The organism is Streptomyces sp. NBC_00554 (genome assembly GCF_041431135.1).
Classification (GTDB): domain Bacteria; phylum Actinomycetota; class Actinomycetes; order Streptomycetales; family Streptomycetaceae; genus Streptomyces.
Genome location: NZ_CP107799.1, coordinates 3,107,464 through 3,130,501, shown reverse-complemented (window position 1 = coordinate 3,130,501; position 23,038 = coordinate 3,107,464). Strand labels below are relative to the sequence as shown.

Sequence of the window (23,038 nt, the reverse complement as noted above, 5' to 3'; positions counted from 1 at the left end):
GCTCGGTGAGCCCCTGGCCCGTACTGGATGAGCTCCTGGGCCCGTAGGTGGTTTTTGGGGCTCGAGAAAATAGCCCGCTGACGTGAGCAGAACCCTCTTGACAATACCTCTGCGGGTAGCTAGGGCGCCCGCCAGGGAGAACGTCCTGCCCGGGGGTGCGGAAGCGACGGTGCCCTCCGTGCCGTGAAACAATCGGACCGGCTCACACGTACCGGCAGCGAGCAGGAGAAACAGCACGATGCGCATCGGAATTCTCACCGCAGGCGGCGACTGTCCTGGCCTGAACGCAGTGATCCGGTCGGTCGTGCACCGAGCGGTCACCAATTTCGGGGACGAGGTCGTCGGCTTCGAGGACGGCTACGCCGGCCTGCTCGAAGGTCGCTACCGCACCCTCGACCTCGACGCGGTCAGCGGCATCCTGGCCCGCGGCGGCACCATCCTCGGCTCCTCCCGCCTGCAGCGCGACCGGCTCCGGGAGGCCTGCGAGAACGCGCAGGACATGGCCCGTGAGTTCGGCATCGACGTGCTCATCCCGATCGGCGGCGAGGGCACGCTGACCGCCGCCCGGATGCTCTCGGACTCGGGCGGCCTCCCGGTCGTCGGCGTTCCGAAGACGATCGACAACGACATCTCGGCCACGGACCGGACCTTCGGCTTCGACACGGCGGTCGGTGTCGCCACCGAAGCCATGGACCGCCTCAAGACCACCGCCGAGTCCCACCAGCGCGTGATGGTCGTCGAGGTCATGGGCCGGCACGCCGGGTGGATCGCCCTGGAGTCCGGCATGGCCGCCGGTGCCCACGGCATCTGCCTGCCCGAGCGGCCCTTCGACCCGGCCGATCTGGTGTCGATGGTCGAGGAGCGCTTCGCGCGCGGCAAGAAGTTCGCCGTCATCTGCGTCGCCGAGGGCGCGCACCCCGCCGAGGGCAGCATGGACTACGGCCACGGCGCGATCGACCAGTTCGGCCACGAGCGCTTCCAGGGCATCGGCACGGCCCTCGCGTACGAGCTGGAGCGGCGCCTCGGCAAGGAGGCCAAGCCGGTCATCCTCGGCCACATCCAGCGCGGCGGCACACCGACCGCGTACGACCGCGTGCTCGCCACCCGCTTCGGCTGGCACGCCGTCGAGGCCGCCCACCGCGGCGACTTCGGCAAGATGACGGCGCTGCGCGGCACGGACGTCGAGATGGTGCCGCTGGCGGACGCGACCACTGAGCTGAAGACGGTGCCGAAGGATCGGATGGACGAGGCGGAGTCGGTGTTCTAACCGACCTCTGGTTGGTGCCGCTCAGTGCGCCGGGTTCTGGTTCGTACCGCTCAGTGCGTACTCCTCTGGACCATCGACCAGAAGTGGCCGACGATCTGGTCCAGGAAGTCCCGGCCCGATTCGCCGGCGTCGGTGGCGGCCGACCCGCCGCCCCAGCTCAGCGAGGCGACCATCTGCCCCTGGTACTCGGTGTGCATCTCCTCGAGGACGCCCTCCAGGAGACGCCGGTCCAGGGGCACCATCTTGCCGACCGGGCGCACGTACGCCTGCCAGCGGGTCGTCATCGCGCTGCGCAGCAGCTCCGCGAGCTTGTCGTCGCGCCCTGTCACCGTGATGAAGTCGGGCAGCGAGAGTTCCAGGACCTCGGCGAGCGTGGTCGACTGCCGCTCGTTGCCGCGCCACTCGCCGGACTCCTCCATCCGCTGGTACGCGAGGAGTTCGAGCCCGACGGCACGCGCGAGGTCCTCGGTGGCGAGGCCGCGTGCGACACGGTGTTCGCGCAAGGTCCGTGGCGCGCCGATGAGTTCACCCTGCGAGCACCACAACACGCCCGCGAGCGCGGTGAGTTCGGGCGCGCTCGGCTCGGCTATCCCGCGTTCCCAGGCGGCGACCAGGTCCGGAGTGACGTAGGGAAGTCCGTACGAGGCTCTCATCCCGTACGCGACATGCTCGGGCCCCATTCCGAGTGCTGCGCGCAGTCTGCGGGCGGCCGGGGCGTTGAAGGGCGGGGTGGGCTGGTGGGCCTGCGGTCGGTGCACGCGGTCAAAGTATGGGCCGGGGGCGGCGGTGACTACGGTCTGTTCGGCCACAATCACAGATTGTAGGAACATACGGTTTCGGACGTAGGTCCGGGGTGGCCGAAGATCGGCTGGTGACACGCGTGCGTGGGTTGTCGCGCGGGTGCGGGGTGGCTGGTGGGGGACGGTCCGGGGCGGTGCCGAAAGCGCGAACGGCAAGGTGGAGGGGCATATGCGCGAGCGTTAGCCCACTCCTGGTCTGTGACGGCTGGTGACGGTGGGATCCGACAGCGCGCCGCAGGCGGCACCTCCGCAGCCGGTGTCGGGTCCCGGTCGCGTCAGGGTCGGCACGGAGATCGGCCTTGCGGCGGGGTGCAACCCCCGGCGCGATTCGGCTCCTGTCCGGCTGCCGTGTGGCTCCTGGGCGCGGCTACGGCTCCCGGTCGGCGTCCAGTAGACGCCGGCCGAGAGCGCGGGCTGCCTCCCGCAGCTCGCGTGGTTTCACGATGCGGAAGGGTGCCTTGATCGCCGTCAACTGATCGGCGTACCAGTCCGGTTCGTCGGTGGTGGCGAGCAGGCGGGTGCGGTCGGCGTCGATCGGCTCGGGGCGGCCCAGGCTTCGCGGGATCCACTGGGCGACCGTGTCGGCGGGGGCATCGATGATCACTTCCACCTCGTACGTCCAGCCTTCGGCGAGGTGTGCTTCGAGGGCTTCCGCCGGGTTGAGGCCGGGGGGAAGGGTGTATGCGTCGTTTGTGTCGGCGAGTACGTCGACTGCGGTGACCCGGTCCACGCGCAGAACCCGTCTCGCGTTCTTCGTGTGCGACCAGCACAGGAGGTACCAGCGACCATGGCGTACGACGACGGCCCACGGGTCGACTTCCATGGCGCGCTCCTCTCTGCCGGGGCCCGTGCGGTATCCGAGGCGCAGCCGGCGCTGCGAGGCGCAGGCCTGGACGAGGGCGGCCGTGGTGTCGGGGGCGGGGCTCGCGGCGTCGGGGTCCGGGACCAGGGCGCTCACCTTTCGGACCGCCTGGGCCGGGCCCGCGACCGACTCGGGAAGCACCCGCATGATCTTGCCGAGCGCGCTGCCCACCGGGTCGGCGGGGTCGGCGGCGTCGCGATGTCCGTCCAGTACGGCCATGACAAGGCCGAGAGCCTCGGCCGTGGTGAACATCAGCGGAGGCAGCCGTAGCCCGCGGCCGACGCGGTAACCCCCGTGCGGGCCCCGGGCCGACTCCACCGGCACACCCGCCTCGCGCAGGATGCCGACGTACCGGCGGACCGCCCGCTCGGAGACGCCGAGCCGCTCGGCCAGCCGGCTCGCCGTGACTCCGGGGCTGCTCTGGACCAGTTCGAGGAGCAGGAGGGCTCGGGCGGTGGGGCTCGTGTCGTGTTTCATCGCCAACTCCGTACCTCATTGGCTCCGTAATTGATCCGGAATTCCGGAAGCAGATCGTCCTGAATGGACCGTAGTCTGCCTGCCATGAGTGAGAGCAACGAGACGATTCTTTGGGAGCCGCCCGTCGCGGGCGACGAGGTCGACACGCTGTTGGGCTCCCTGGAGCGCCAGCGCAGGACCTTCGCGTGGAAGTGCGGCGGGCTGGACGCGGCGGGTCTGAGTGCGACGGTCGGCGCCTCGACGATGACCCTGGGCGGACTGCTCAAGCACCTCGCCCTGGTGGAGGACGACTACTTCTCCGGGCGGCTCTTCGGGCGGGAGCCGGGGTCCCCCTGGGACGCGGCGGACTGGGATGCCGTGCCCGACTGGGAGTGGCGCTCCGCCGCCGAGGACACCCCCGAGCAGCTCTACGCGCTCTGGGAGGACACCGTGGCCCGCTCCCGCGCCCTGACCGCGGAAGCGCTGGCCGACGGTGGCCTGGACCGGCTCGCCCTGCGTACCTCGCGCAACGGCAGCGCCCCCAGCCTGCGGCGGATCCTGATCGACATGATCGAGGAGTACGCGCGGCACACCGGCCACGCCGACATGATCCGGGAGTCGGTGGACGGGCTTGTGGGGGAGGACCCGCCGCGCCCGTAGGCCCTACGGGGAGTCAGCCGCTCAACCGGTGTAGCCCGCAAGGGTTTTGGTGAAGGCGTACGTGGTCTGGTCGATGCCGCTGCATTCGTCCGACGCCGTCGCCTCGGTGCCGTCGGCGCAGGCGCGGTCGCGGTTCACGGACCAGACGGAGACGCGCGCGAGGTGACGCTGCTTTGCGTACGTCACCATCGCCTTGAAGTCGGAGACGGTGACCGTCTCGCCGGCGGAGTCGGTCACACCGTTCATTGTCGAGAAGCCGACGCGACGGTAGGCGGCGGCCGAGGAGATCCCGTACGCCTCGGCGACCACGTCCTTGAGACCCTTCACCGCGGACTTCGTCGCCGCGACCATGTCCGAGGTGCCGTCGTCGAAGTCGAAGGGCATGACGGCCCAGCCGTCCACGTCCAAGTCCTTGGCGGCGGCCCGCTCGACGAGGTCCTCGCCGTCCGAGCCCGGCCCTGCGGGACCGGTGCCGAAGGTGACGTACACCTTGAGGCCGGGGTTGTTCTTCTTGACGGTCTTGAGTGCGCCGACGACCCGCTTGCGTGCGGCGACGCTCTCGTACTCCGACGACTCGATGTCGATGTCGATCGAGTTCAGGTCGTAGGCGTCGATGACCTTCTGATACGCGGCCGCGAGCTTCGCGACGGTCGTGCACTTCTCGCCGAGCTTGGCGCCGCTCCAGCCGCTGAAGGAGACGGTGACATCGCCGCCGGCCTTGCGGATCGCCTTGATCGCGGCGGCGTCGGTCCCGCCGGTGAGCGCGCGTTCCCCGTCCCACTTCGGGTTGCAGGTGCCGTCGGAGAGCATGAAGGCGAGGGTGAACTGGGTGGTGCCGGTGGCCGACATGACCTTGGTGGGGGAGGGCGGGTTGCCCCAACCGAGGTAGAGGTAGGGGGCGTTGAGGCCGCTGGGGATGGCGCTTGCCGTTGCGGTCGTGGTCGCCGCTTCGCCGTTGGGGGTTGCCGCGTACCAGAGGGTGGCTGCGGTGAGGGTGGTGGCGGTCATGGTGACGAGGGGTCTGTGGCTCATGCGAGTAAGAGTCAGTTAAGCGGCATGGTCACACCAAGGCGTGGATCATGAGTTCCCTCTCAGGTGGGTGAGAAGTGGGTGAGCGGGTGGGCGAGGGGTGGGTGAGGGGTCCTCTTGCGGGAGTTGGTCCTCCCAGGCCGCCCCCCACCACTGCCGGCGTCGGTTCTCGCGGGCCGATGTCGTCGACGGTCGCAACGCTTCTACGGCAACGGTCGGCCTGGGGCCGGGCTCGCTTCTATCGCGTACAGGTATCCGTCCCGGCTGCCGACGTAGAGCACGCCGTCGGCCACGACCGGGGACCTCACCGGCCCGCCCGTCTTCACCTTCCACCGCACACGGCCGTTCTCCGCGCTGATGGCCCACAGGTGGCCGTCGTCGCTGCCGAAGTACACCGTGCCGTCCGCCACCACGGGGGAGGAGTCGACGGGGCCGTCCGTGGTGACGTGCCACCTGACGGCGCCGGTGGTGGCGTTCAGTGCCCACAGCCGGTGGTTCTGGCAGCCGACGTACAAGGTGTTGCCGGAGATCGCGGGCGTGGTCCGGACGCTGCCGACGGAGTCGAGCAACGTGCGCCAGCGGAATGCGCCGGTGGCGGCGTCCAGCGCCTGTACGTGCGGGCCCAGTCCGTCCCCCACGTACAGGGTGCCGTCGTGCAGCAGTGGCGTGGCAGGCAGACGGCCGATGATGCGCTGTTTCCAGCGGACCTTGCCCGTGGCCGGGTCGAAGGCCCAGACGGTTCCGTCCTTGGCGGCCGCGTACAGGATGCCGTCGGCGAGCGCGGGCGCCGATACGGTCCCCCAGTCTCTGGGCTGGTACTTCGCCCTCCAGCGGCGGCGCCCGGTCGCCGCGTCCACGGTCCGCAGGTACCGGCTGCCGTTGACGTAGTGGAGCAGCCCGTTCGCGACGAGGGGCTGGGTGGTGGAGTACCAGTTCATCCGCCTGAGCCAGCGGGGTCGGCCGTCGGCGGCGTCGAGGGCGAGCAATGTGCCCCAGTGCGGGGCATGGCCCGAGGCATAGACGGTGTCACCGACCGCGGTGGGAGAACCCGTGAGTCCGGCGTCGGCGTTCGTCCACCGGACGGATCCGTCGGCCGTGTCCACGGCCCACACGCCCCAGCCGGTGACATAGACGGTCCCGTCGGTGACGTACGGCGCCGAGTTCACCCTGCCTCCTACGTGCACGCGCCATCGCACGGTTCCGGGTCCCGGGGTTCCGGTTCCGGTTCCCGCGGTTTGGGCCGGTGGGCTCGGCGTGCGGAGCTGGATGCCCTCGAGTGGGCGCCGGGTTCTCCGTCGGCGCGGGCTTCGCTTTGGCATGTGGACCCCCGTGTCGGGTGCTTTCGGTTCGTCAGAGGTCTTCAGGTTCGTCAGAGGTCTTCCGGTTCAGCGGAGGTCCTCCGGTTCAGCGGAGTCAGATGTCGCAGGCGTCCTGCCAGCCGCACGCGCCGCAGATGACCAGGTACAGGGCCCGGTCGCTGATGTGCTCGACGGTCGTGTACGAGCCCAGCCGGTCACTGCTCACGCCGCACCCCGGACAGGCCGCGAAAAGGCCCAGGTCGCCGAAGTCGCTGATGGCCAAGAGGTCTTCGGAGACATTGCCCCGAACAGTGGGCGCGGGTACGGCGGTTGAACCCATGTGCACGATCATGGCCGCCGTCGCGTCTGTCATACGGAACGTGCCGCCGACGAGGCGTACGTGGCGAAGGCTGCCCAGGGAGGGAGGCAGCGGCGTGTCGTCGAGACGGACGGGCACGAGGCGGGCATCGCCGGTGCGGGTGAGCCCGCTCGGCAAGCCGGATTCCGCCAGGGCCTCGCCCCACGCCTTTCCGGCGGCGGCCGACCACAGGAGGACGACGGCATCCTCAGTATCGGCGGAGGGGTGCGCCATGCCGCGGGACGCAGGGGAGTTGTCCGGGCCCGGGCCCGTCGTCCATGCGTCGAGTACGAGGTCGGCCCCGACACGCCTCAGCGCGGCCGCCAGCGAGGAAGCCGGTCGCTCGTCCTGCTGCTGGTACGACAGTCGGGTGCGCATGAGGTCATGGTGCGCCACGGGGGTGCGCAATGGCGTGCGCTTTTCGAACACCGGACCTGTTCGTCGACCGCCGTCGGGGAGTTGTGACCCGGCCGGGGGCTAGAGGAGGTGGTCGGCCTTTCCGGCCTTGATGTCCTGGATGAGGGTGCGGAGGGCTTCTCGGGTGTCGGTTAGGTAGGTGTCTTCCTGGCCGGCAATGGCGATGTAGGCGTTGCCGGTGGGGTCGGTGCCTATGCGGAAGCAGTTGGCGCCTTCGCCGCAGTACGGCTCTTCCCAGGTGATGTCGGGCATGGGGTCTCCTAGAGGTCGTCGGCGAGGGTGCGGATGAAGTCCCGGGAGGCCTTCGGGGCGAGCGCCACGGAGGCGGCGGCATCGAGTTGGGCCCGGTACTTGCGGAGCTGTGTCTCGGTGTCGATGAACTCCGGGCCGTGGGTGCTGTCGAGTTCCACGGTGTCTAGGCGGGGAACGTCCGCCTCGGCGTAGACGACGGACTGCCCGGCGCCGGGGAAGCCGCCCGCCTTGAACGGGATGACGCGTACGGTCACGGTCTCGCGTTCGGACGCGTGCAGCAGGTGCTCCAACTGCCGCCGCGCGACCGCCGGTCCGCCGAACTCCATGCGGAGGGCGGCCTCGTGGAGGATCACGTCGAGGTCCGGGGGCTCGCGACGGTCGAGCACCTGCTGCCGGTCGACGCGGTGGGCGACGCGCACGTCGATGTCGGAGACGGACAGGGGTGGGATCACGGCCTTGAAGACCGCGCGGGAGTGTTCCTCGGTCTGGATCAGCCCCGGCAGATGCACGGTGACCGCGATCCGCAGCCGCCTGGCGTGCCACTCCAACTCGGCGATGTCCAGGAAGCCGTCGGGCAGTTGACCCCGGTACGCCTCCCACCAGCCCTTGTCACGCCCGGCGGCCATGGCGGCCAGAGCCTCGACGAACTCCCCGCCCGCACAGCCGTAGTTGCTCGCGAGCGTGCGTACGCGGTCAGCGCTGATGCCGGAGCGGCCCGACTCCATGTTGGGCACGTTCGTGCGGGGCACGCCCAGCAGGCCGGCGGCGTACTCCGTCTTCATCCCGGCCGCGACGCGCATCCTGCGCAACTCCGCGCCCAGCCGCCGCTGTCGCTCTGTCGGTGCACTCCTCGGCGGCATGCGCCCCCTCCCGTCCGGTTTTGTGGCGGGGCCAGTCTGCCGCTGGGGCGGGTGATCGGTCCACCGGGAAGCTTTCTGGAGAGTAGTACACGTACTCCTCCGATGCTCTACAGTCGGTGACGAGTCGCTTACGGCCCGACGTCGTTCGGAAGCGCATCGCGTGAGCATGCCCGTGTTCTCCCTCCCTGGGAGGGGCAGGCCCGCGCCAGGGAGACAGGCCACTGGTCGAGCCGTACGTGCAGGTCAAGTCCACCGCAGCTAGAGGGAGTTCGCCATGTCCGCATCGCTGGCCGCTTCGGCCTGTCCCGTCTCCGCCGACCTACGGGAGACGGCGCCACCGTCTCCGGACACGCTCGCGTACAGCTTCACGTTGCCCGCCGGGGCCGCGAGTTCGCGGGTTGCGCGGGCGGCTACTCGGGTTGTTCTGCAGTCGCATGGGCTGGAGGACATGACGGAGGCGGCCGTGCAGGTGGTGGCTGAACTGGCGGCTTGTGCTTGTCGGTTCACGCCGGACGCCGAGGTGTATGTGTCGCTGCGTTATCGGGAGGGGGCGTTGAGGGTGGTTCTGTTCGACGGGCATCCTCGGCACAGTCATCCGCGGCTGGTGGCGGCTTGTGATGCGCGGCGGCGGGCGGCGTTGCGGGTGTTGGGGTGCGTGGTGCGGGTGTGTGGCGGGGAGTGGGGGTTTGGGGAGGCTCGAGAGCCGGGGGGTGGGACGCGGATGTGGGCGGTTTTGCCTTGGCGGGGGGCTCGGGAGTTTGCGGGGGTGGGGGCTGGGCGGGGGTGACACGGGGGTGGGGTGGTGGCTATTCCTGTTCCTCGGCTCGGGTACGGGCGTGGTCGGCTTGTGCGGTCTCGCCTGCCTGGGTGTAGGCGTCGGCGGCCTGGAGCCAGCAGGCACGGGCCTCGGCGGGGCGGCCGGCGGACCTGTGGACGACGGCGAGATTGTGCAGGACCTGGCCCGTCCGGTACCAGTCCTCGAACTCCCGGTAGACCGCCAGCGCCTTGCCATACCCATCGACCGCCTCCGCCACCCGACCTGCTCCCCGAAGGGCGTTGCCGAGGTTGTGCCATGCGCTGGCCTCGCGGTGGCGGTCCCCGACGTCCTGGTACAGGTCGCGGGCGCGGGTTTGGGCCTCGATCGCCTCCGCCACCCGACCCGCCTCCCGAAGGGCGTTGCCGAGGTTGTGCCACGCGTTGGCCTCGCGGTGGCGGTCCCCGACGTCCTGGTACAGGTCGCGGGCGCGGGTGTGCGCCTCGATCGCCTCCGCCACCCGACCCGCTCCCCGAAGGGCGTTGCCGAGGTTGTTCCACGCGATGGCCTCGCCGAGGCGGTGCCCGGCCGCCAGGTGCAGGTCGCGGGCGCGGGTGTGCGCCTCGATCGCCTCCGCCACCCGACGCGCTCCCCACAGCGCGAGGCCGAGGTCGTTCCACGCATTGGCCTCGGCCGTGCGGTCTCCGGAACGGTTGGCGGCTTGCCGGGCGGCCCGGCCCACCGCGACCCAGTCATCGAAATACCGCCGCCAGCTCAGGTAGAACGACAGGCGTGCGGCCACCCACATCGCCGTGCTCGCGAACCGCTCCCGCTCCGCCCACCCCGCCGCCGCCACCAAGCCCGCCCGCTCCCCATCCAGCCACCCCAACGCCTCCACCCGCCCCCCGAACCGCCCCGGCACCGGCCTCCCCGGCAACCACCGCAACCAGTCATCCGCCGCAGCAGCCCACCCGTGATAGAAGTCCAGCACCCGTTCCCGCGCCGCCTCCCCCTCCTCCACCAGCTCCGCATCTCCCGCCACCACACCCACCCCAAACGCCCGCACCAAGTCATGCAACCGCCACTGCACGCCGTTGCCCGGCCGCTCGTCAGCCCAAACCGGTGTGACGAGGCATCTCGCGGCCAGGTCCTCCAAGAGGCTCACCGTGGCCTCCATGCCAAGGCCGGCCAGGGCGGCCACCGCGTCGGTGCCGGTCTCAGTGCCCGGTGCGAGGGTGAGCAGACGGAGCAGGCGGGCCTGATCGGGAAGCAGGCGGCGGTACGAGGTCTCCAGGACCGGGCGGAGGACGAGGGAGCGGCCGTACTGATCGGTGCCGCGCGTGCCGTGGTCCAGTGCGGCCATCGCGTCCCCGGCCTGTTTGATCTCGTCCACCAGTGAGGCGATATCGCGGTGGCGGCGGCGGCGCAGCATCGCGGCCGCGATCTGGAGAGCGAGGGGCAAGTGGCCGCAGAGAGAGGTCAGTTCGCGGAGGTCGTCCGGTTCCCGGGCCGGACGTTCGTCGCGGTCATCGGCATCGTGGAGGGCGCGGGTGATGAGCGCGGCCGAGTCGTCGGGAGGCAGCGTTTCCAGGTCGATGAGGCGAACGCCTGAGAGGGAGTCCGGGCGGTCGCGGGTGGTGATCAGTACGCGGTGGCGGTCCGTGCCGGGCAGCAGGGGGAGGAACTGGGCCGGGTCCGAGGCGTTGTCCAGGATCAGCAGCATGCGGTGCTGCCGCTCGGCGAGGAGTTGGCGGTAGGCGTCGTACTGGCGTGCGGCGGACGGTGGCAGATCCGGGCCGCGTACGCCGAGCGCGTCGAGGAGGGCCAGGACCGCCTGGTCGGCGGTGACCGGGTCGTCGTCGTAGCCGCGCAGGTCGACGAAGAGTGTTCCGCCGGGGAACCAGTCCCGCGAACACGCCTGGTGTGCCGTCTCGACCGCCAGTGCAGTCTTGCCGATGCCGCCCATGCCCGTGACGGCGAAGATGAGGAGCGGGAGCGCGGCGCCGTTCGAGGCGGGTTCGAGGTGGGGCAGCAGGCGGCCCAGTTCTGCCGATCGGCCCGTGAAGCCGAGGGGGCGGGGCGGGAGGGTGGCGGTCGCTACGGGGACCGGGCCGTGGGAGTGGGTTCCTGCGCCGAGCCCCGCGTTCGGACTATCGTCCGTCGCCGTCGGGGCGTTGTCCGACCGACTTCGCCGTGAAGGGACCGCTGAAGGTGCTGCCCCGAAAGTCGAGGTGGTCACCGCCGTACGTTGAGCCGCGAAAAGGACCCTCCCGAGGGTCGGAGTCCGTCTGGCCAGGCGCGGTCTTCGGCTTTAGCTCGTGAAGTACGGTGATCGCTGCCTCGGCCGCGTTAGCGGCGGCCAGGGGCTGAGAACCCTTGGCGTCGGCCTGGGACTTGTCCGCGTTGGCCTTGTCGCTGATCCCCCGGATGATCAACGCGCCCGCCTCACCGGCGAGGTGCACCGCGTGGGCGACGCCGGAGCTCTCCATTTCGATGGCGACGGCGTCGTTGTAGCTCGTCCGGATGCGCTGGGCGAGTTCGGAGTCGGCGTCCGCCAGTACGACGTCCCCCACCGCGATCGGCTTGAAGTGCGCCTTGCCGCGCAGGGCTTCCTTGGCCGCCTGCTCCAGGCGGTGCGAGGCGCGCCACGCTTCTGGGCGGTCCAGGAAACCGTCGGGCGTCTGCTTGCCGCCGTGGATCGCGTACACCTTGGTCGCGACCACGACGTCGCCGATCGCGATGTCGTCCTTCAGGCCGCCTGCGACTCCGACGAAGATCACGGCCTCGGGGTCCAGCCACGTGAGCACGCGTTCGGTGAGCGTGGCTGCCGTGAGGGTGCCCTCGCCCATGTTGACCAGGGCCACTTGCCAGGGCGTGCCGGGGAGTTGGCCTTGCTTGGCCTTGGTGCCGTAGCGCGGGTGAGTGAGCGTCTGGACGTCCGTCAGGTGGGCGAGTACGGCGTCGTATTCGAGCGACAGTGCGGTGAGGACTGCCACCGTGGGCTTTGTCTGCGGCACGCGGTCAACGGTACTGCCAAGTGGCTTGCACAGAGTGTGTGTTGGGGTGATGGCGTGCGGCGTACCGTGATGTCACGCGAGGCTCGCACGCGGTACGGGGGAACGGCGCGATGACGACCGAGTACGGCGGGGACCATCTTGACTTCCGGGACGGGAAGTTCACGGGTCCCTTCACGGCGAAAGCGGAGTACCGCGAGCATGCTCCGGCGCCCACCGCGCTGGACGCCCTCCCCGCGCGGGCGGTCGGCTTCACCGGCCGGGACAGTGAACTGCGGGCCCTGCTGGACGCGTTCGACCCGTCCGCGTCCGGCGCCGGCCCGGAGGCGGTGGTGGTCGCCGCGGTGTCCGGGCTCGGCGGTATCGGCAAGACCGCGCTCGCGGTGGAGGCGGGATATGAGGCGTGCGGGAAGGGCTGGTTCCCGGGTGGGGTGCTCTTCCTGGACCTGCACGGGTACGACGAGGAACCTGTCACCGCCGACCGCGCCCTAGAGGCGCTGCTGCGGGCGCTGAGTACCGAGCTGGAGCACGTCCCGACCGGGGTGGACGCGCGAGCTGCGCTCTACCGCTCGGCCCTCGCCGCCCGTGCCCGCGAGCGGGGCCCGGTACTGGTCCTGGCCGACAATGCATCCTCGCCGACTCAGGTGCGGCCCCTGCTGCCCGGAAGCGGCACGGGGCACCGGCTCCTGGTCACCTCTCGGGACCGGCTGCCCCAACTCGGTGCGCGGCTACTGGCGTTGGACGAGCTGACGCCGCAGGAGGCGTACGACCTCCTCGACCGCGCCCTGCGGATCGCTCAGCCCGCCGACAGCCGCGTCGCGGATGACGCCGAGGCGGCCGAGAAACTCGCCGCTCTCTGTGGGCACCTGCCGCTGGCCCTCCAGATCGCGGCGGCGCTGCTGGTGGTGGACCGGGACAAGCCGGTCGGGGAACTCGTCACCGAACTCTCAGAGTCCCGTGACCTGCTCGGCCATCTCAACGACGGCGAGCGCAGCGTCCGCGCGGCCTTCGACCTGTCGTACAAGCGCCTGCCGCCCGAGCAGGCGCGGCTGCTGCGTCTGCTGGCGCTGGTGCCGGGGCCGGATGCGGGTAACGAGGTCGTCGCCGTGCTTGTCGGGGCGGATGCTCCTCCGGTGCAGGACCTGGAGGCTCTGGTTCGCGTGCATCTCGTTGAGCGGGGGCGGGCGAGCGGGCGCTGTCGGTGGCGGTTGCATGACTTGGTGCGGGTGTTTGGGGTGGGTGTGATGGCGGGGGATGCGGGGTTGGTGGAGGAGGGAGAGGCGGCTCGGAGGCGGGTGCTGGGCTTCTATTACGGGTGGGCGGATGCGGCGGATGACTGGTTGCGGTGGTTGCCGGGGATGGCGGTGCCGGGGCGGTTCGGGGGGAGGGTGGAAGCGTTGGCGTGGCTGGATGGGGAACGGGCGGGTCTGGTGGCGGCGGTGGGGTGGGCGGAGCGGGAGCGGTTCGCGGGCACGGCGGTGCGGCTGGCCCTATGCCTGGCGGAATATCTGGACTGGCGGCGGTATTTCGACGACTGGGTCGTTGTGGGTCGGGCTGCGCTGGAGGCCGCTGGCCGTTCCGGGGACCGCACGGCCGAGGCCGACGCGTGGACCAACCTCGGCGTCGCCTTGCGGGTGGCGGGTCGGGTGGCGGAGGCGGTGGAGGCTCTCACTCGTGCCCGCGACCTGTCTCAGGCTGTCGGGGACCGCCACCGTGAGGCCGTCGCGTGGGGCAATCTCGGCATTGCCTTGCGGGAGGCGGGTCGGGTGGCGGAGGCGGTGGAGGCTCTCACTCGTGCCCGCGACCTGTCTCAGGCTGTCGGGGACCGCCACCGTGAGGCCGTCGCGTGGGGCAACCTCGGCGTCGCCCTGCACGAGGCGGGTCGGGTGGCGGAGGCGATCGACGCCCACACCCGGGCCCGCGACCTGTACCAGGTTGTCGGGGACCGCCACCATGAGGCCACCGCGTGGCACGGCCTCGGCGACGCCCTGGACGAGGCGGGCCGGGTGGCGGAGGCGGTCGAGGGGTACGGCAAGGCGCTGGAGGTCTACCGGGAGTTCGAGGACTGGTACCGGACGGGCCTGGTCCTGCACAGCCTCGCCCTCGTCCACGAGTCCGCCGGCCGTCTCGCCGAGGCCCGTGCCTGCTGGCTCCAGGCCGCCGACGCCTACACGCAGGCAGGCGACAACGCCGAAGCCGATGAGGCCCGCACCCGAGCCGAGCAACAGCAGTAGCACCCGCCCCACCCCTCACCCCTTAACCGCCCCCCCCAAAGCAAACCCCCCACCCAACCGCCTCGCCACCAACACATACAACAAAATCACCGGCGTCGAATAAATAATCGAGAACGCCGCCAACTGCCCATAAACCACAGTCCCCCGATTCCCGAAGAACTCATTGATGCTCACAGACGCCGGCATCTGATCCGGCGTAAGCAGCAACATGAACGGCACAAAGAAGTTCCCCCACATCATCACGAATGAGAACACCGTCACCACAGCCACCCCCGGCCCCATCAGCGGCAGCACAATCCGCACCAGCGACTGAAGGGACGAAGCCCCGTCAGTCCAGGCGGCTTCCTCCAGCTCCTTCGGCACGCCATCCATGAAGTTCTTCATCAGCCAAATAGCAAAAGGAAGTTGAGAAGCCGCGAAGAAGAAGATCGTGCCCTGCACGGTGTCGATCAGGTTCACCTGGACGAAGAGTGCGTACACCGGCACCATGATCGCCGTGATCGGCAGACTCGTCGCGAACAGAATGGTCAGCAGGAAGGGCCGGTTCAGCCGCGACCGGAACCGTGACAGCGGATAGGCGGCCAGGGTCGAGCACACCACCGTCAGCAGCGTCCCGCCCCCGCACAGGATCAGGCTGTTGAGCAGCGGCGTGAACGTGATGTCCGGCGTCAGGACCGCGTCGAAGTTGTCCAGCGTGACGCCGTCCGGGACCTGCACCTTCAGGCCCGCGTGCGGGTCCAGCGAGGACAGGACCACCCACACCAGCGGCAGCGCGAACGCGGCGGCCAGTACGAGGAGCCCCGCATCCGCCGCCAGACGCCGGTTGGCACGGCGGGACTTGAGGGGCGTACGAACGGTCGGGCGAGCGGTCGTACGAGCTACCGGGATTGCCATCTCAGACCTCCGTCCGCAGCAGCCGCATATACACGACCGAGAACAGCGAGCCGACGACCAACAGCAGCAACGCCACCGCAGTCCCGTACCCGATCATGCTCTTCTGGAATGCCTGCTCGTACATGAACAGCGGAAGGGTCTGGCTCTTGCCGCTCGGCCCACCCCGGGTCATCACCCAGATCAGCCCGAACACCGAGAGCGTCTGCAAGGTGTTGAGCATCAGATTCGTACCGATCGACCGCCGAATCATCGGCAGCGTGATGTGCCACATCCGCCGCCAGCCCCCCGCCCCGTCCACCTCCGCCGCCTCCGTGATCTCCTTCGGGATTTCGTTCAGCGCGGCCGAATAGACGAGCATCGAGAAAGCCGTACCCCGCCACACATTCGCGAATGACACAGCCAGGATCGGCAGCGTGAACAGCCAGTTCTGGGACGGGAGATGGAGCCAGTCGAGGATGGCGTTCAACGTCCCTTCCCGCCGGAAGAAGGCGTACAGCAGAAACCCCGCCACCACCTCCGGCAGCACCCACGCCGTGACGACGATCCCGCCCACCACCGTCCGCACCGGCTTCGACGCCCGCTGCATGAGTGCGGCCAGCGCAAGGCCCAGCGTGTTCTGCCCGACCAGCGACGACAGCACCGTGAACACCAGCGTCAGCCAGACCGCGTTGAGGAACGCCTCGTCCTCGAACGCCGCCCGGAAGTTGTCGAAGCCGACGAACGACGACTGGGCCTGGCCCGTCAACTGCAGGTCTGTGAAGGCGATGTAGGCGCAGTAGCCGATCGGGCCCGCGAGGAAGAGGAGCAGGAGGATGACGGCGGGGGAGACGGGGAGAGCGCGGACGAGGGAGCGGCGGAGGCCTCCCCGGCGAGGGGAGGCGACCTTCGCGCCTGAGGGATCCGGGGGGCGGACCTGGGGCGCCACCCGCGTATCCACGCTCACTTGGTGATCACTTGGTCGTCGGTGGCTGTCTTCAACTCCTCGTCGTACCCGCTCGCCGCCTTGTCCACCGAACTGTCACCCGTCGTCACGCCCTCCATGGCCTCCTGGATGGCGGTCGAGACCTTCGGGTATGCCGGGTACGCGGGCCGGTAGTGCGTGCTCGCGACCAGGTCCGTGAAGAACTTGATGCCGGGCTGCGCGTCCACGTACGCGGGGTCGGCGGCGACGTCCTTCCGTACCGCGATACCGGAGTTGGCGATGTACCACTTCTGGGCGTTCGCCTTGGTCTGCATCGTCTCGATGAACTTGAAGGCCAGGTCGGGGTTGGAGGCCTTGGACGGGATGGACCAGGTCCAGCCGCCGGACATGCTCACCTTGCCGGGGGCCTGGCCGTTCTGCGTGGGCATGGCGGCGAGGCCGAGTTTCTCGGACCACTCGGGCCATGCGTGGCCCGCGCCCTCCAGCCAGTCCTGCGGGAGCCAGCTGCCGTCGAGGTTGATGCCGAGCTTGCCCTCGGGCAGCAGCTCGCCGCGGACCCTCGTCGCGATGTTGGGGTCGAGGGCGTCGGAGACGTCGAGGCCGAGCTTCTCCTTGTAGACCGTCTCGACGAATCCGAGAGAGTCCTTGAAGGCCTGGCTGCCGGCGATCCACTTCTTGGAGGCGGTGTCGTACAGGGGGTCCGCGGAGCCGTCCCCCGTGCCGTACAGCAGCATCTCGAAGCCCTGCATGGTGGCGGCTTCACCGGCCGGCTTGCCCGTGTAGATGTTGAGGGGCGTGACGCCGGGGACCTTCTCCTTGATCGTGCGGGCCGCGTCGAGGACCTCGTCCCACGTCTTCGGCTGCCAGTCGCTCGGCAGGCCCGCCTTCGCGAAGATGCCCTTGTCGAACCAGAGTCCCCGGGTGTCCGTCCCGTCCGGGACGCCGTACGTCTTCCCGTCCTCGGCCTTGGCCGCCGTCTTGGCCGTGTCGATGAACTGGTCCCAGTCCGCCCACTTGTCGAGGTAGGTGTCGAGGGGCTTCAAGTACCCGCTGGTGATGTCCGAGTTGATGAGGAAGGTGTCCTCGTAGACCAGGTCGGGGGCCGTCTTCGGTGACCGCAGCATCTGCTGGAGCTTCGTGTAGTACTCGGAGTCCGGGGCCTTGATCGGGACGAGCTCTATCTTCTTGCCGGGGTTCGCCTTCTCGAACTGCTTCTTCATCTCGCCCAGATAGGTGTCCATCACCTTGATGGAGTTGTCCGTGGACTGTTTGAACGAGACCTTCACGGTGTCCGGATCGCTGCCGGAACCCGATCCGCAAGCGGTGAGCGTGGTGGCGGTGAGCAGCGTGACGAGGAGAAGTGGGGCGGCGGTGGGGCGCACGGGCAGGACCTCCTGCTGGCCGACGTCGATGGTGGCCGAGATTGTCTGCTCGGTGAACCTAAGGTGGGTGTTGGAGCACGGTCAATGCCTGTGCAACGGTGCATGTCATCAACGTGACAACGTTGTTATTCGCCCACGGTCGGCCGGTGGTGGACAACCTCCCGCATACTCCAGCGTGAGGGCGGCGAGGATCCCGGTGCCGGGTCGCGCGTCGGGCACATTCCCGAGTACTGCCAAGTCGCCCACCCAGAAGGTGTGTTGGGAGCAGGTCGAAGGGGGCACCGGTGCCGGAGCAAGACGTCACCGTCGGGCAGTTGCTGCTCGCCGAGTATCAGGTCGTCAAGGATGAGCAGAAGGCGCGGATCGGGTTCCGGGACAACCTGCTGTACGTAACCCTCGCCGTGGTGGCCGCAGTTGTCGCCGCGGCCGCGCAGGCCAAGCAGACGTCGATGCTGCTGGCTCTTCCGCCCGTGTGCGTCGTCCTCGGGTGGACCTACCTGGTCAACGACGAGAAGATCTCCGCGATCGGCGCCTATGTCAGGGAGGAGTTGGGCCCGAGGCTCGCCGACCTCGCCTATGCCGAGGTCGCCTTCGGGTGGGAGACCGCCCATCGCGGCGACCGGCGCAGGGTGTCCCGCAAAGTCATCCAGTGCGGGGTCGACCTGCTCGCCTTCTGTGTCGTACCGCTCGCAGGGCTCGTCGTGTACTGGAGCAGCGGTCAAGTCGCGGACGGGCTGCTGGTGTTGTCCGTTGTCGAGGCGCTGGCCGCGGTAGGGCTCGGGGTGCAGGTCGTGTCGTACGCGCAACCCTCGGGGGCTGCCGTGAGTCCACCCCGTACGAGGTGAATCGTCGCGGCGGGTCATCGCAACGGGGGGCGTGATGTCGTACGACAAGGAGCACGGTTTCGTCGAGAGTGTGCGCCGGTTCTTCTGGCTGCCGGGGGAGGTTCCGCGACGTGTCTCCCCGGTCGGGCCGCTGGTGGGCGGCTGGTTCGTCTTCGCCGTCGTGGGGGCGGGGTTCATCGCCGTCGACTGGATCGATGGGTTTGTCCCGGTGGTGGTCGGCACCGTGCTCGCGTTGCTGGACGACGTGATCAAGGGAGTGCGGCATCGCTGGCCGGCCTTCGTCATCGGGCTCGGGGTCGGCTGGGCCGTCGGCAGGCTGGTGCGTATCGGCGTGCCCGCTCCCGCCGATCCCGACTGGGCCTCCTACCCCGGCCTCTTGTGCGGGAGTCTCGCCGCTTTCCTGGCCTTCGCGGCGATCACTCGGCTGCCTGAGGTGTCGCGGGCTCGGTGATGTCCCGGTGGGACATGCGAGCGTTTCCCCGCCGGGAAGGTGAACGGCCGGACAGTCGTCCTTCCCGATAGCTGACAGCTGACGCCTACGCCCGCGAGGTCACCCCTTCACCCACCGGTACTGCAACTCCGGCCGCCCCACCTGCCCGTACTGCGGACTCCGCGCGGCCCGGCCCGACTCCACCAGGTGCTCCAGGTACCGCCGGGCCGTGATCCGGGAGATGCCGACCGACTCGGCGACCCCGGCCGCGGTCAGGCCCTCGGCGCAGTCCCGCAGAGCGACGGTGACACGTTCGAGTGTCGGGGCGCTCAGGCCCTTGGGGAGCGCGGCCGGGCCCGGTGCGCGCAGGGTGGCCAGGGCGCGGTCCACCTCGTCCTGACCGCTCGCCTCGCCCGCCGCCGCGTGGAACTCCGCGTACCGGATCAGCCGGTCCCGCAAGGTGGCGAAGGTGAAGGGCTTCAGCACGTACTGGACGACCCCGAGCGACACACCCTCCCGTACGACCGCCAGATCCCTCGCCGACGTCACCGCGATCACGTCCGCGTGATAGCCGGCGGCACGCAGGGAACGGGCGAGCTGCAGCCCGTGCACGTCCGGCAGATGCAGGTCGAGCAACAGCAGATCCACCGGCGTACGGTCCAGTGCCCGCCGCGCCTCAGCACCCGTGTGTGCCTTCCCGACCGCCGTGAAGCCCGGCACGCGGCCCACGTACATGACATGCGCGTCGGCGGCGACCGGATCGTCCTCGACGACGAGCACGCGGATGGTGTCGGTCGTCGTACCTCTGGGGTCGGGCGTCATACGTCGCCTCCTGGCAAGGCGGGCTGGGCGGATTCGGGCCGGTCGTCCTGCTGTCGGGTCGGCGCGGCGGATGCTTCGGCATCGGGCGCCGCGGCCCTCGCCGCCGAGGACACCGTAGGCAATGGCAGTCGGGCCTCGAACTCCGCCCCGCCCCCGGCGGCCTCCGTCACCGTCAACGTACCGTCGTGCCTGCCCACGGCCTGCCGTACGAGAGCCAGTCCGAGCCCCCGCCCGCCGGGCCCCGACGGCTTGGTCGACCAACCGCGCTGGAAGACGGCTTCCGCGTGGGCGGGAGCAACCCCCGCACCGGTGTCGGCGACCCGCAGCACCAGCCCGTCGGCGTCGGTGAACGCCGTCACCGTGACGCGTGCCCCCGTCGTACCCTGCGCCGCGTCGACCGCGTTGTCGATGAGATTCCCCAGGACGGTGACCAGGTCGCGGGCGGAGAGTGAGTCCGGCAGGAGCCCGTCGTCGATGGCGCTGTCCTGGGACACCACCAGTTCCACGCCCCGCTCGTTGGCCTGGGCCGCCTTGCCCAGGAGCAGCGCGGCGAGGACCGGCTCGCTGACCGCCGCGACCACCTGGTCGGTGAGCGTCTGGGCCAGTTCCAGTTCCGCCGTGGCGAAGTCGACGGCCTCCTCGGCACGGTCCAGTTCGATGAGCGACACCACCGTGTGGAGACGGTTCGCGGCCTCGTGCGCCTGCGAGCGCAGCGCCAGGGTGAAGCCGCGCTCTGAGTCCAACTCGCCCATCAGGGACTGGAGTTCGGTCACGTCGCGCAAGGTCACGACGGTGCCGCGGCGTTCGCCGCCGGAGACGGGGGAGGTGTTCACGACGAGTACGCGCTCGGCGGTCAGGTGGACCTCGTCCACCCGCGGCTCCGCCGAGAGCAGCGCGCCCGTCAGCGGTGCGGGCAGCCCGAGTTCGGCCACGGAACGGCCGACCACATCGCCGCTCACGCCGAGGAGCTCCCGCCCGCCGTCGTTGATCAGCGCCACCTTGAACTGCCCGTCCAGCATCAGCAGACCCTCGCGTACGGCGTGCAGCGCGGCCTGGTGGTAGTCGTGCATGTGGCTCAGCTCGGCCGCGTTCATCCCGTGGGTGGAGCGGCGCAGCCGGGCGTTGATGACGTACGTGCCGAGACCGCCCAGGGCCAGCGCGGCCGCAGCGACCCCGATGAGCGCCGTCACCTGTTCCTGCACACGGGCACTGATCGCCTCGACCTTGATGCCCGCGCTGACAAGACCGACGATCTTGCCGTTGTCCCAGATGGGCGTGACCGCGCGGACGGACGGGCCGAGGGTGCCGGTGTACGTCTCCGTGAAGGGCGTGCCCTCCAGCGCCGGACCGATGTGCCCCAGGAAGTGCTTCCCTATCAGCGTCTCGTCGGGGTGGGTCCAGCGGATGCCGTTCGTGTTCATGATCGTGACGAAGTCGACCCCCGTGTCCTTCTGGACCTGGAGGGCGTACGGCTGGAGCGTCTTCGTCGGCTTGGGGGTGCGGATCGCCTCGCGTACCGAAGGGGAGTCCGCCACCGCGCCGGCGACAGCCATGGCCTGGCGGCCCGCCGCGTCCTCGGCCTGGCCGCGGTCGGTGACGTAGCTGAACAGCGCGTACCCGGCGACGAGCACCGCGATCAGCACGGCCTGCATGCCGAAGAGCTGACCGGCGAGGCTGCGGGGTTTGGGGACGCGGGGGAAGCGCATGTCCAACAGTCTCCCTCTACGTATAAGTGTGAACTAAATGAACGGAAGGGTGACCGCCCTCACAAGGCGGGAGATAGTCACCGCATCCCCTGGGAGTGCGCCTCCCGGACACACCGGGAGCCCGTCTCCCGGCCCCGCCGGGAATCCGCCTCCCGGATTCCGGTAGGCGCGACTTCCAGATCCCCCGGACGTGAGCCGTACTCCGGGGTTTCCGCCGGTCGTGAGCCGCACGCCGGATGATGCCGACGACGTCGTCAAGGAGGGCAGCCGTGGCCAGCACCCCGCAAACCGCACCTGCCGCACCCGCCGCAAAGCGGGACCGCACCCACTATCTCTACATCGCCGTGATCGGCGCCGTGATCCTCGGTATCGCCGTGGGCCTGATCGCTCCCGACTTCGCGGTCGAGCTCAAGCCCATCGGCACCGGCTTCGTGAACCTCATCAAGATGATGATCTCCCCCATCATCTTCTGCACGATCGTGCTGGGCATCGGCTCGGTACGGAAGGCTGCCAAGGTCGGCGCCGTCGGCGGTATCGCGCTCGGCTACTTCCTGGTCATGTCGCTGGTGGCTCTCACCATCGGCCTGGTCGTCGGCAACATCCTGGACCCGGGTACGGGCCTCCAGGTGACCGACGCGGTCAAGGAAGCCGGTCAGGGACAGGTGTCGGCCGAGGCGCTGCCGCCGGTCGAGTTCGTGCTGTCGATCATCCCGACCACGATGATCTCCGCGTTCACCGAGGGCCAGGTCCTGCAGACCCTCCTCGTGGCGCTGCTCGCCGGGTTCGCGCTGCAGGCCATGGGATCGGCCGGACAGCCCATCCTGCGCGGAGTCGAGCACATCCAGCGGCTCGTCTTCCGCATCCTCGCCATGGTGATGTGGGCGGCCCCGCTCGGTGCCTTCGGCGCCATCGCGGCCGTCACCGGTTCCGCCGGTCTGGACGCGCTCAAGAGCCTCGCCGTCCTGATGCTCGGCTTCTACGCCACCTGCTTCCTCTTCGTCTTCATCGTGCTCGGCACGCTGCTGCGCGTCGTCGCGGGCCTGAACATCCTCACGCTCTTCAAGTACCTGGGCCGTGAGTTCCTGCTGATCCTCTCCACCTCCTCCTCCGAGTCCGCCCTCCCGCGGCTCATCGCGAAGATGGAGCACGTCGGTGTCAGCAAGCCGGTGGTCGGCATCACCATCCCGACCGGCTACTCCTTCAACCTCGACGGCACCATGATCTACATGACCATGGCCTCGCTCTACATCGCCGACGCCCTGGGCACCCCGATGTCGCTCGGGGAGCAGATCCCGCTGCTGCTCTTCCTCCTCGTCGCCTCCAAGGGCGCCGCGGGCGTCAGTGGCGCGGGTCTCGCGACCCTGGCCGGCGGTCTGCAGTCGCACAAGCCCGCCCTCGTGGACGGCATCGGCCTCATCGTCGGCATCGACCGCTTCATGAGCGAGGCGCGCGCCCTGACGAACTTCGCGGGCAACGCGGTCGCCACCGTCCTGATCGGCACCTGGACCAAGGAGATCGACATGGACCGGGTGAACCGCGTCCTCGCCGGTGAGCTGCCGTTCGACGAGAAGACCCTGCTGGACGAGGACGAGGACAGCGCGGTTCCGGCCGACGCCGAGGTCCCGGAGCAGGGCGGCGAGAAGGAACTCGCCAAGGCGTAAGCCTCGCGGGTGCCCTCCTGAACCGGGCGCCCGCGAACCGGGGACCGGGACATCCCCCTCCCCAGAACGCCGAGCGGCCAGGCCTCCCCCCGTAGCCTGGCCGCTCGGTGCGTCT

At 69.7% G+C, this 23,038-nt stretch carries 20 protein-coding genes; 6 read left to right on the top strand and 14 right to left on the bottom strand.

Annotated features, from left to right (window positions below; all coding sequences use genetic code 11):
- Positions 1-238: 238 nt before the first annotated feature.
- Positions 239-1,267 (top strand): ATP-dependent 6-phosphofructokinase, encoded by a 1,029-nt coding sequence (locus tag OG266_RS13415; protein WP_371545794.1) that lies wholly within the window; start codon positions 239-241, stop codon positions 1,265-1,267.
- A gap of 50 nt (positions 1,268-1,317) precedes the next feature.
- On the opposite strand, the gene OG266_RS13410 is transcribed toward OG266_RS13415, so the two are convergent.
- Together OG266_RS13410 and OG266_RS13405 are read right to left on the bottom strand one after the other, a co-directional pair.
- On the bottom strand, positions 1,318-1,947 hold the full coding sequence (locus OG266_RS13410; protein WP_371552777.1) for a helix-turn-helix domain-containing protein: 630 nt from the start codon (positions 1,945-1,947) through the stop codon (positions 1,318-1,320).
- A 487-nt stretch (positions 1,948-2,434) separates the two neighbouring features.
- Positions 2,435-3,406 (bottom strand): helix-turn-helix transcriptional regulator, encoded by a 972-nt coding sequence (locus tag OG266_RS13405; RefSeq protein ID WP_371545792.1) that lies wholly within the window; start codon positions 3,404-3,406, stop codon positions 2,435-2,437.
- A gap of 84 nt (positions 3,407-3,490) precedes the next feature.
- Here OG266_RS13405 and OG266_RS13400 point away from each other — a divergent pair, with 84 nt between their 5' ends.
- Positions 3,491-4,045 (top strand): DinB family protein, encoded by a 555-nt coding sequence (locus OG266_RS13400; protein WP_266454116.1) that lies wholly within the window; start codon positions 3,491-3,493, stop codon positions 4,043-4,045.
- 21 nt (positions 4,046-4,066) lie between these two features.
- Here OG266_RS13400 and OG266_RS13395 read toward each other — a convergent pair whose 3' ends face one another.
- The 7 genes from OG266_RS13395 to OG266_RS13365 all read right to left on the bottom strand — a co-directional run bounded on the left by OG266_RS13395 (position 4,067) and on the right by OG266_RS13365 (position 12,030).
- Positions 4,067-5,077 carry a chitinase gene (locus tag OG266_RS13395; RefSeq protein ID WP_371545790.1) on the bottom strand — a complete coding sequence of 337 codons (1,011 nt, stop codon included), beginning with the start codon at positions 5,075-5,077 and terminating at the stop codon, positions 4,067-4,069.
- A gap of 200 nt (positions 5,078-5,277) precedes the next feature.
- Positions 5,278-6,393, bottom strand: coding sequence for a PQQ-binding-like beta-propeller repeat protein (locus OG266_RS13390; RefSeq protein WP_371545788.1), 1,116 nt, complete (start codon positions 6,391-6,393; stop codon positions 5,278-5,280).
- 94 nt (positions 6,394-6,487) lie between these two features.
- Positions 6,488-7,108: a toll/interleukin-1 receptor domain-containing protein gene (locus OG266_RS13385; RefSeq protein ID WP_371545786.1), complete on the bottom strand. Its 621-nt coding sequence runs from the start codon at positions 7,106-7,108 to the stop codon at positions 6,488-6,490.
- Between the two features lie 99 nt (positions 7,109-7,207).
- Positions 7,208-7,399 (bottom strand): hypothetical protein, encoded by a 192-nt coding sequence (locus OG266_RS13380; protein ID WP_266454111.1) that lies wholly within the window; start codon positions 7,397-7,399, stop codon positions 7,208-7,210.
- Positions 7,400-7,407: 8 nt separating this feature from the next.
- Positions 7,408-8,259 carry a helix-turn-helix domain-containing protein gene (locus OG266_RS13375; RefSeq protein ID WP_371545784.1) on the bottom strand — a complete coding sequence of 284 codons (852 nt, stop codon included), beginning with the start codon at positions 8,257-8,259 and terminating at the stop codon, positions 7,408-7,410.
- 806 nt (positions 8,260-9,065) lie between these two features.
- On the bottom strand, positions 9,066-10,979 hold the full coding sequence (locus OG266_RS13370) for a tetratricopeptide repeat protein (protein WP_371545782.1): 1,914 nt from the start codon (positions 10,977-10,979) through the stop codon (positions 9,066-9,068).
- 184 nt (positions 10,980-11,163) lie between these two features.
- The gene (locus OG266_RS13365) at positions 11,164-12,030 is read right to left on the bottom strand and encodes a nucleosidase (RefSeq protein ID WP_371545780.1); all 867 of its coding nucleotides are present in this window, start codon (positions 12,028-12,030) and stop codon (positions 11,164-11,166) included.
- A gap of 110 nt (positions 12,031-12,140) precedes the next feature.
- Here OG266_RS13365 and OG266_RS13360 point away from each other — a divergent pair, with 110 nt between their 5' ends.
- Entirely contained in the window at positions 12,141-14,261 is a 2,121-nt protein-coding gene (locus tag OG266_RS13360) for a tetratricopeptide repeat protein (RefSeq protein WP_371545779.1), read from the top strand.
- A gap of 15 nt (positions 14,262-14,276) precedes the next feature.
- Here OG266_RS13360 and OG266_RS13355 read toward each other — a convergent pair whose 3' ends face one another.
- Genes OG266_RS13355 through OG266_RS13345 form a run of 3 tightly spaced genes read right to left on the bottom strand, consistent with a single transcriptional unit; the run spans position 14,277 to position 17,465 of the window.
- Positions 14,277-15,155, bottom strand: coding sequence for a carbohydrate ABC transporter permease (locus tag OG266_RS13355; RefSeq protein WP_371545778.1), 879 nt, complete (start codon positions 15,153-15,155; stop codon positions 14,277-14,279).
- Between the two features lies 1 nt (position 15,156).
- Complete coding sequence (locus OG266_RS13350; RefSeq protein ID WP_371545777.1) at positions 15,157-16,092, bottom strand: carbohydrate ABC transporter permease; 936 nt, start codon at positions 16,090-16,092, stop codon at positions 15,157-15,159.
- Between the two features lie 2 nt (positions 16,093-16,094).
- Complete coding sequence (locus OG266_RS13345) at positions 16,095-17,465, bottom strand: extracellular solute-binding protein (RefSeq protein ID WP_371552775.1); 1,371 nt, start codon at positions 17,463-17,465, stop codon at positions 16,095-16,097.
- Positions 17,466-17,743: 278 nt separating this feature from the next.
- On the opposite strand from OG266_RS13345, the gene OG266_RS13340 reads away from it, so the two are divergent.
- Both OG266_RS13340 and OG266_RS13335 read left to right on the top strand, forming a co-directional pair.
- Positions 17,744-18,304, top strand: a complete 561-nt coding sequence (locus OG266_RS13340) for a hypothetical protein (RefSeq protein WP_371545775.1) — start codon at positions 17,744-17,746, stop codon at positions 18,302-18,304.
- A gap of 34 nt (positions 18,305-18,338) precedes the next feature.
- Positions 18,339-18,755 carry a hypothetical protein gene (locus OG266_RS13335; RefSeq protein WP_371545774.1) on the top strand — a complete coding sequence of 139 codons (417 nt, stop codon included), beginning with the start codon at positions 18,339-18,341 and terminating at the stop codon, positions 18,753-18,755.
- Positions 18,756-18,854: 99 nt separating this feature from the next.
- Here OG266_RS13335 and OG266_RS13330 read toward each other — a convergent pair whose 3' ends face one another.
- On the bottom strand, positions 18,855-19,556 hold the full coding sequence (locus tag OG266_RS13330) for a response regulator (protein WP_266454098.1): 702 nt from the start codon (positions 19,554-19,556) through the stop codon (positions 18,855-18,857).
- On the bottom strand, positions 19,553-21,262 hold the full coding sequence (locus OG266_RS13325) for an ATP-binding protein (RefSeq protein WP_371545771.1): 1,710 nt from the start codon (positions 21,260-21,262) through the stop codon (positions 19,553-19,555). Before OG266_RS13325 ends, OG266_RS13330 begins: the two co-directional genes overlap by 4 nt.
- A 239-nt stretch (positions 21,263-21,501) precedes the next feature.
- Between OG266_RS13325 and OG266_RS13320 the strand changes: the two genes are divergently transcribed.
- The gene (locus OG266_RS13320; RefSeq protein ID WP_371552773.1) at positions 21,502-22,923 is read left to right on the top strand and encodes a cation:dicarboxylate symporter family transporter; all 1,422 of its coding nucleotides are present in this window, start codon (positions 21,502-21,504) and stop codon (positions 22,921-22,923) included.
- The last annotated feature ends 115 nt before the right edge of the window (positions 22,924-23,038 follow it).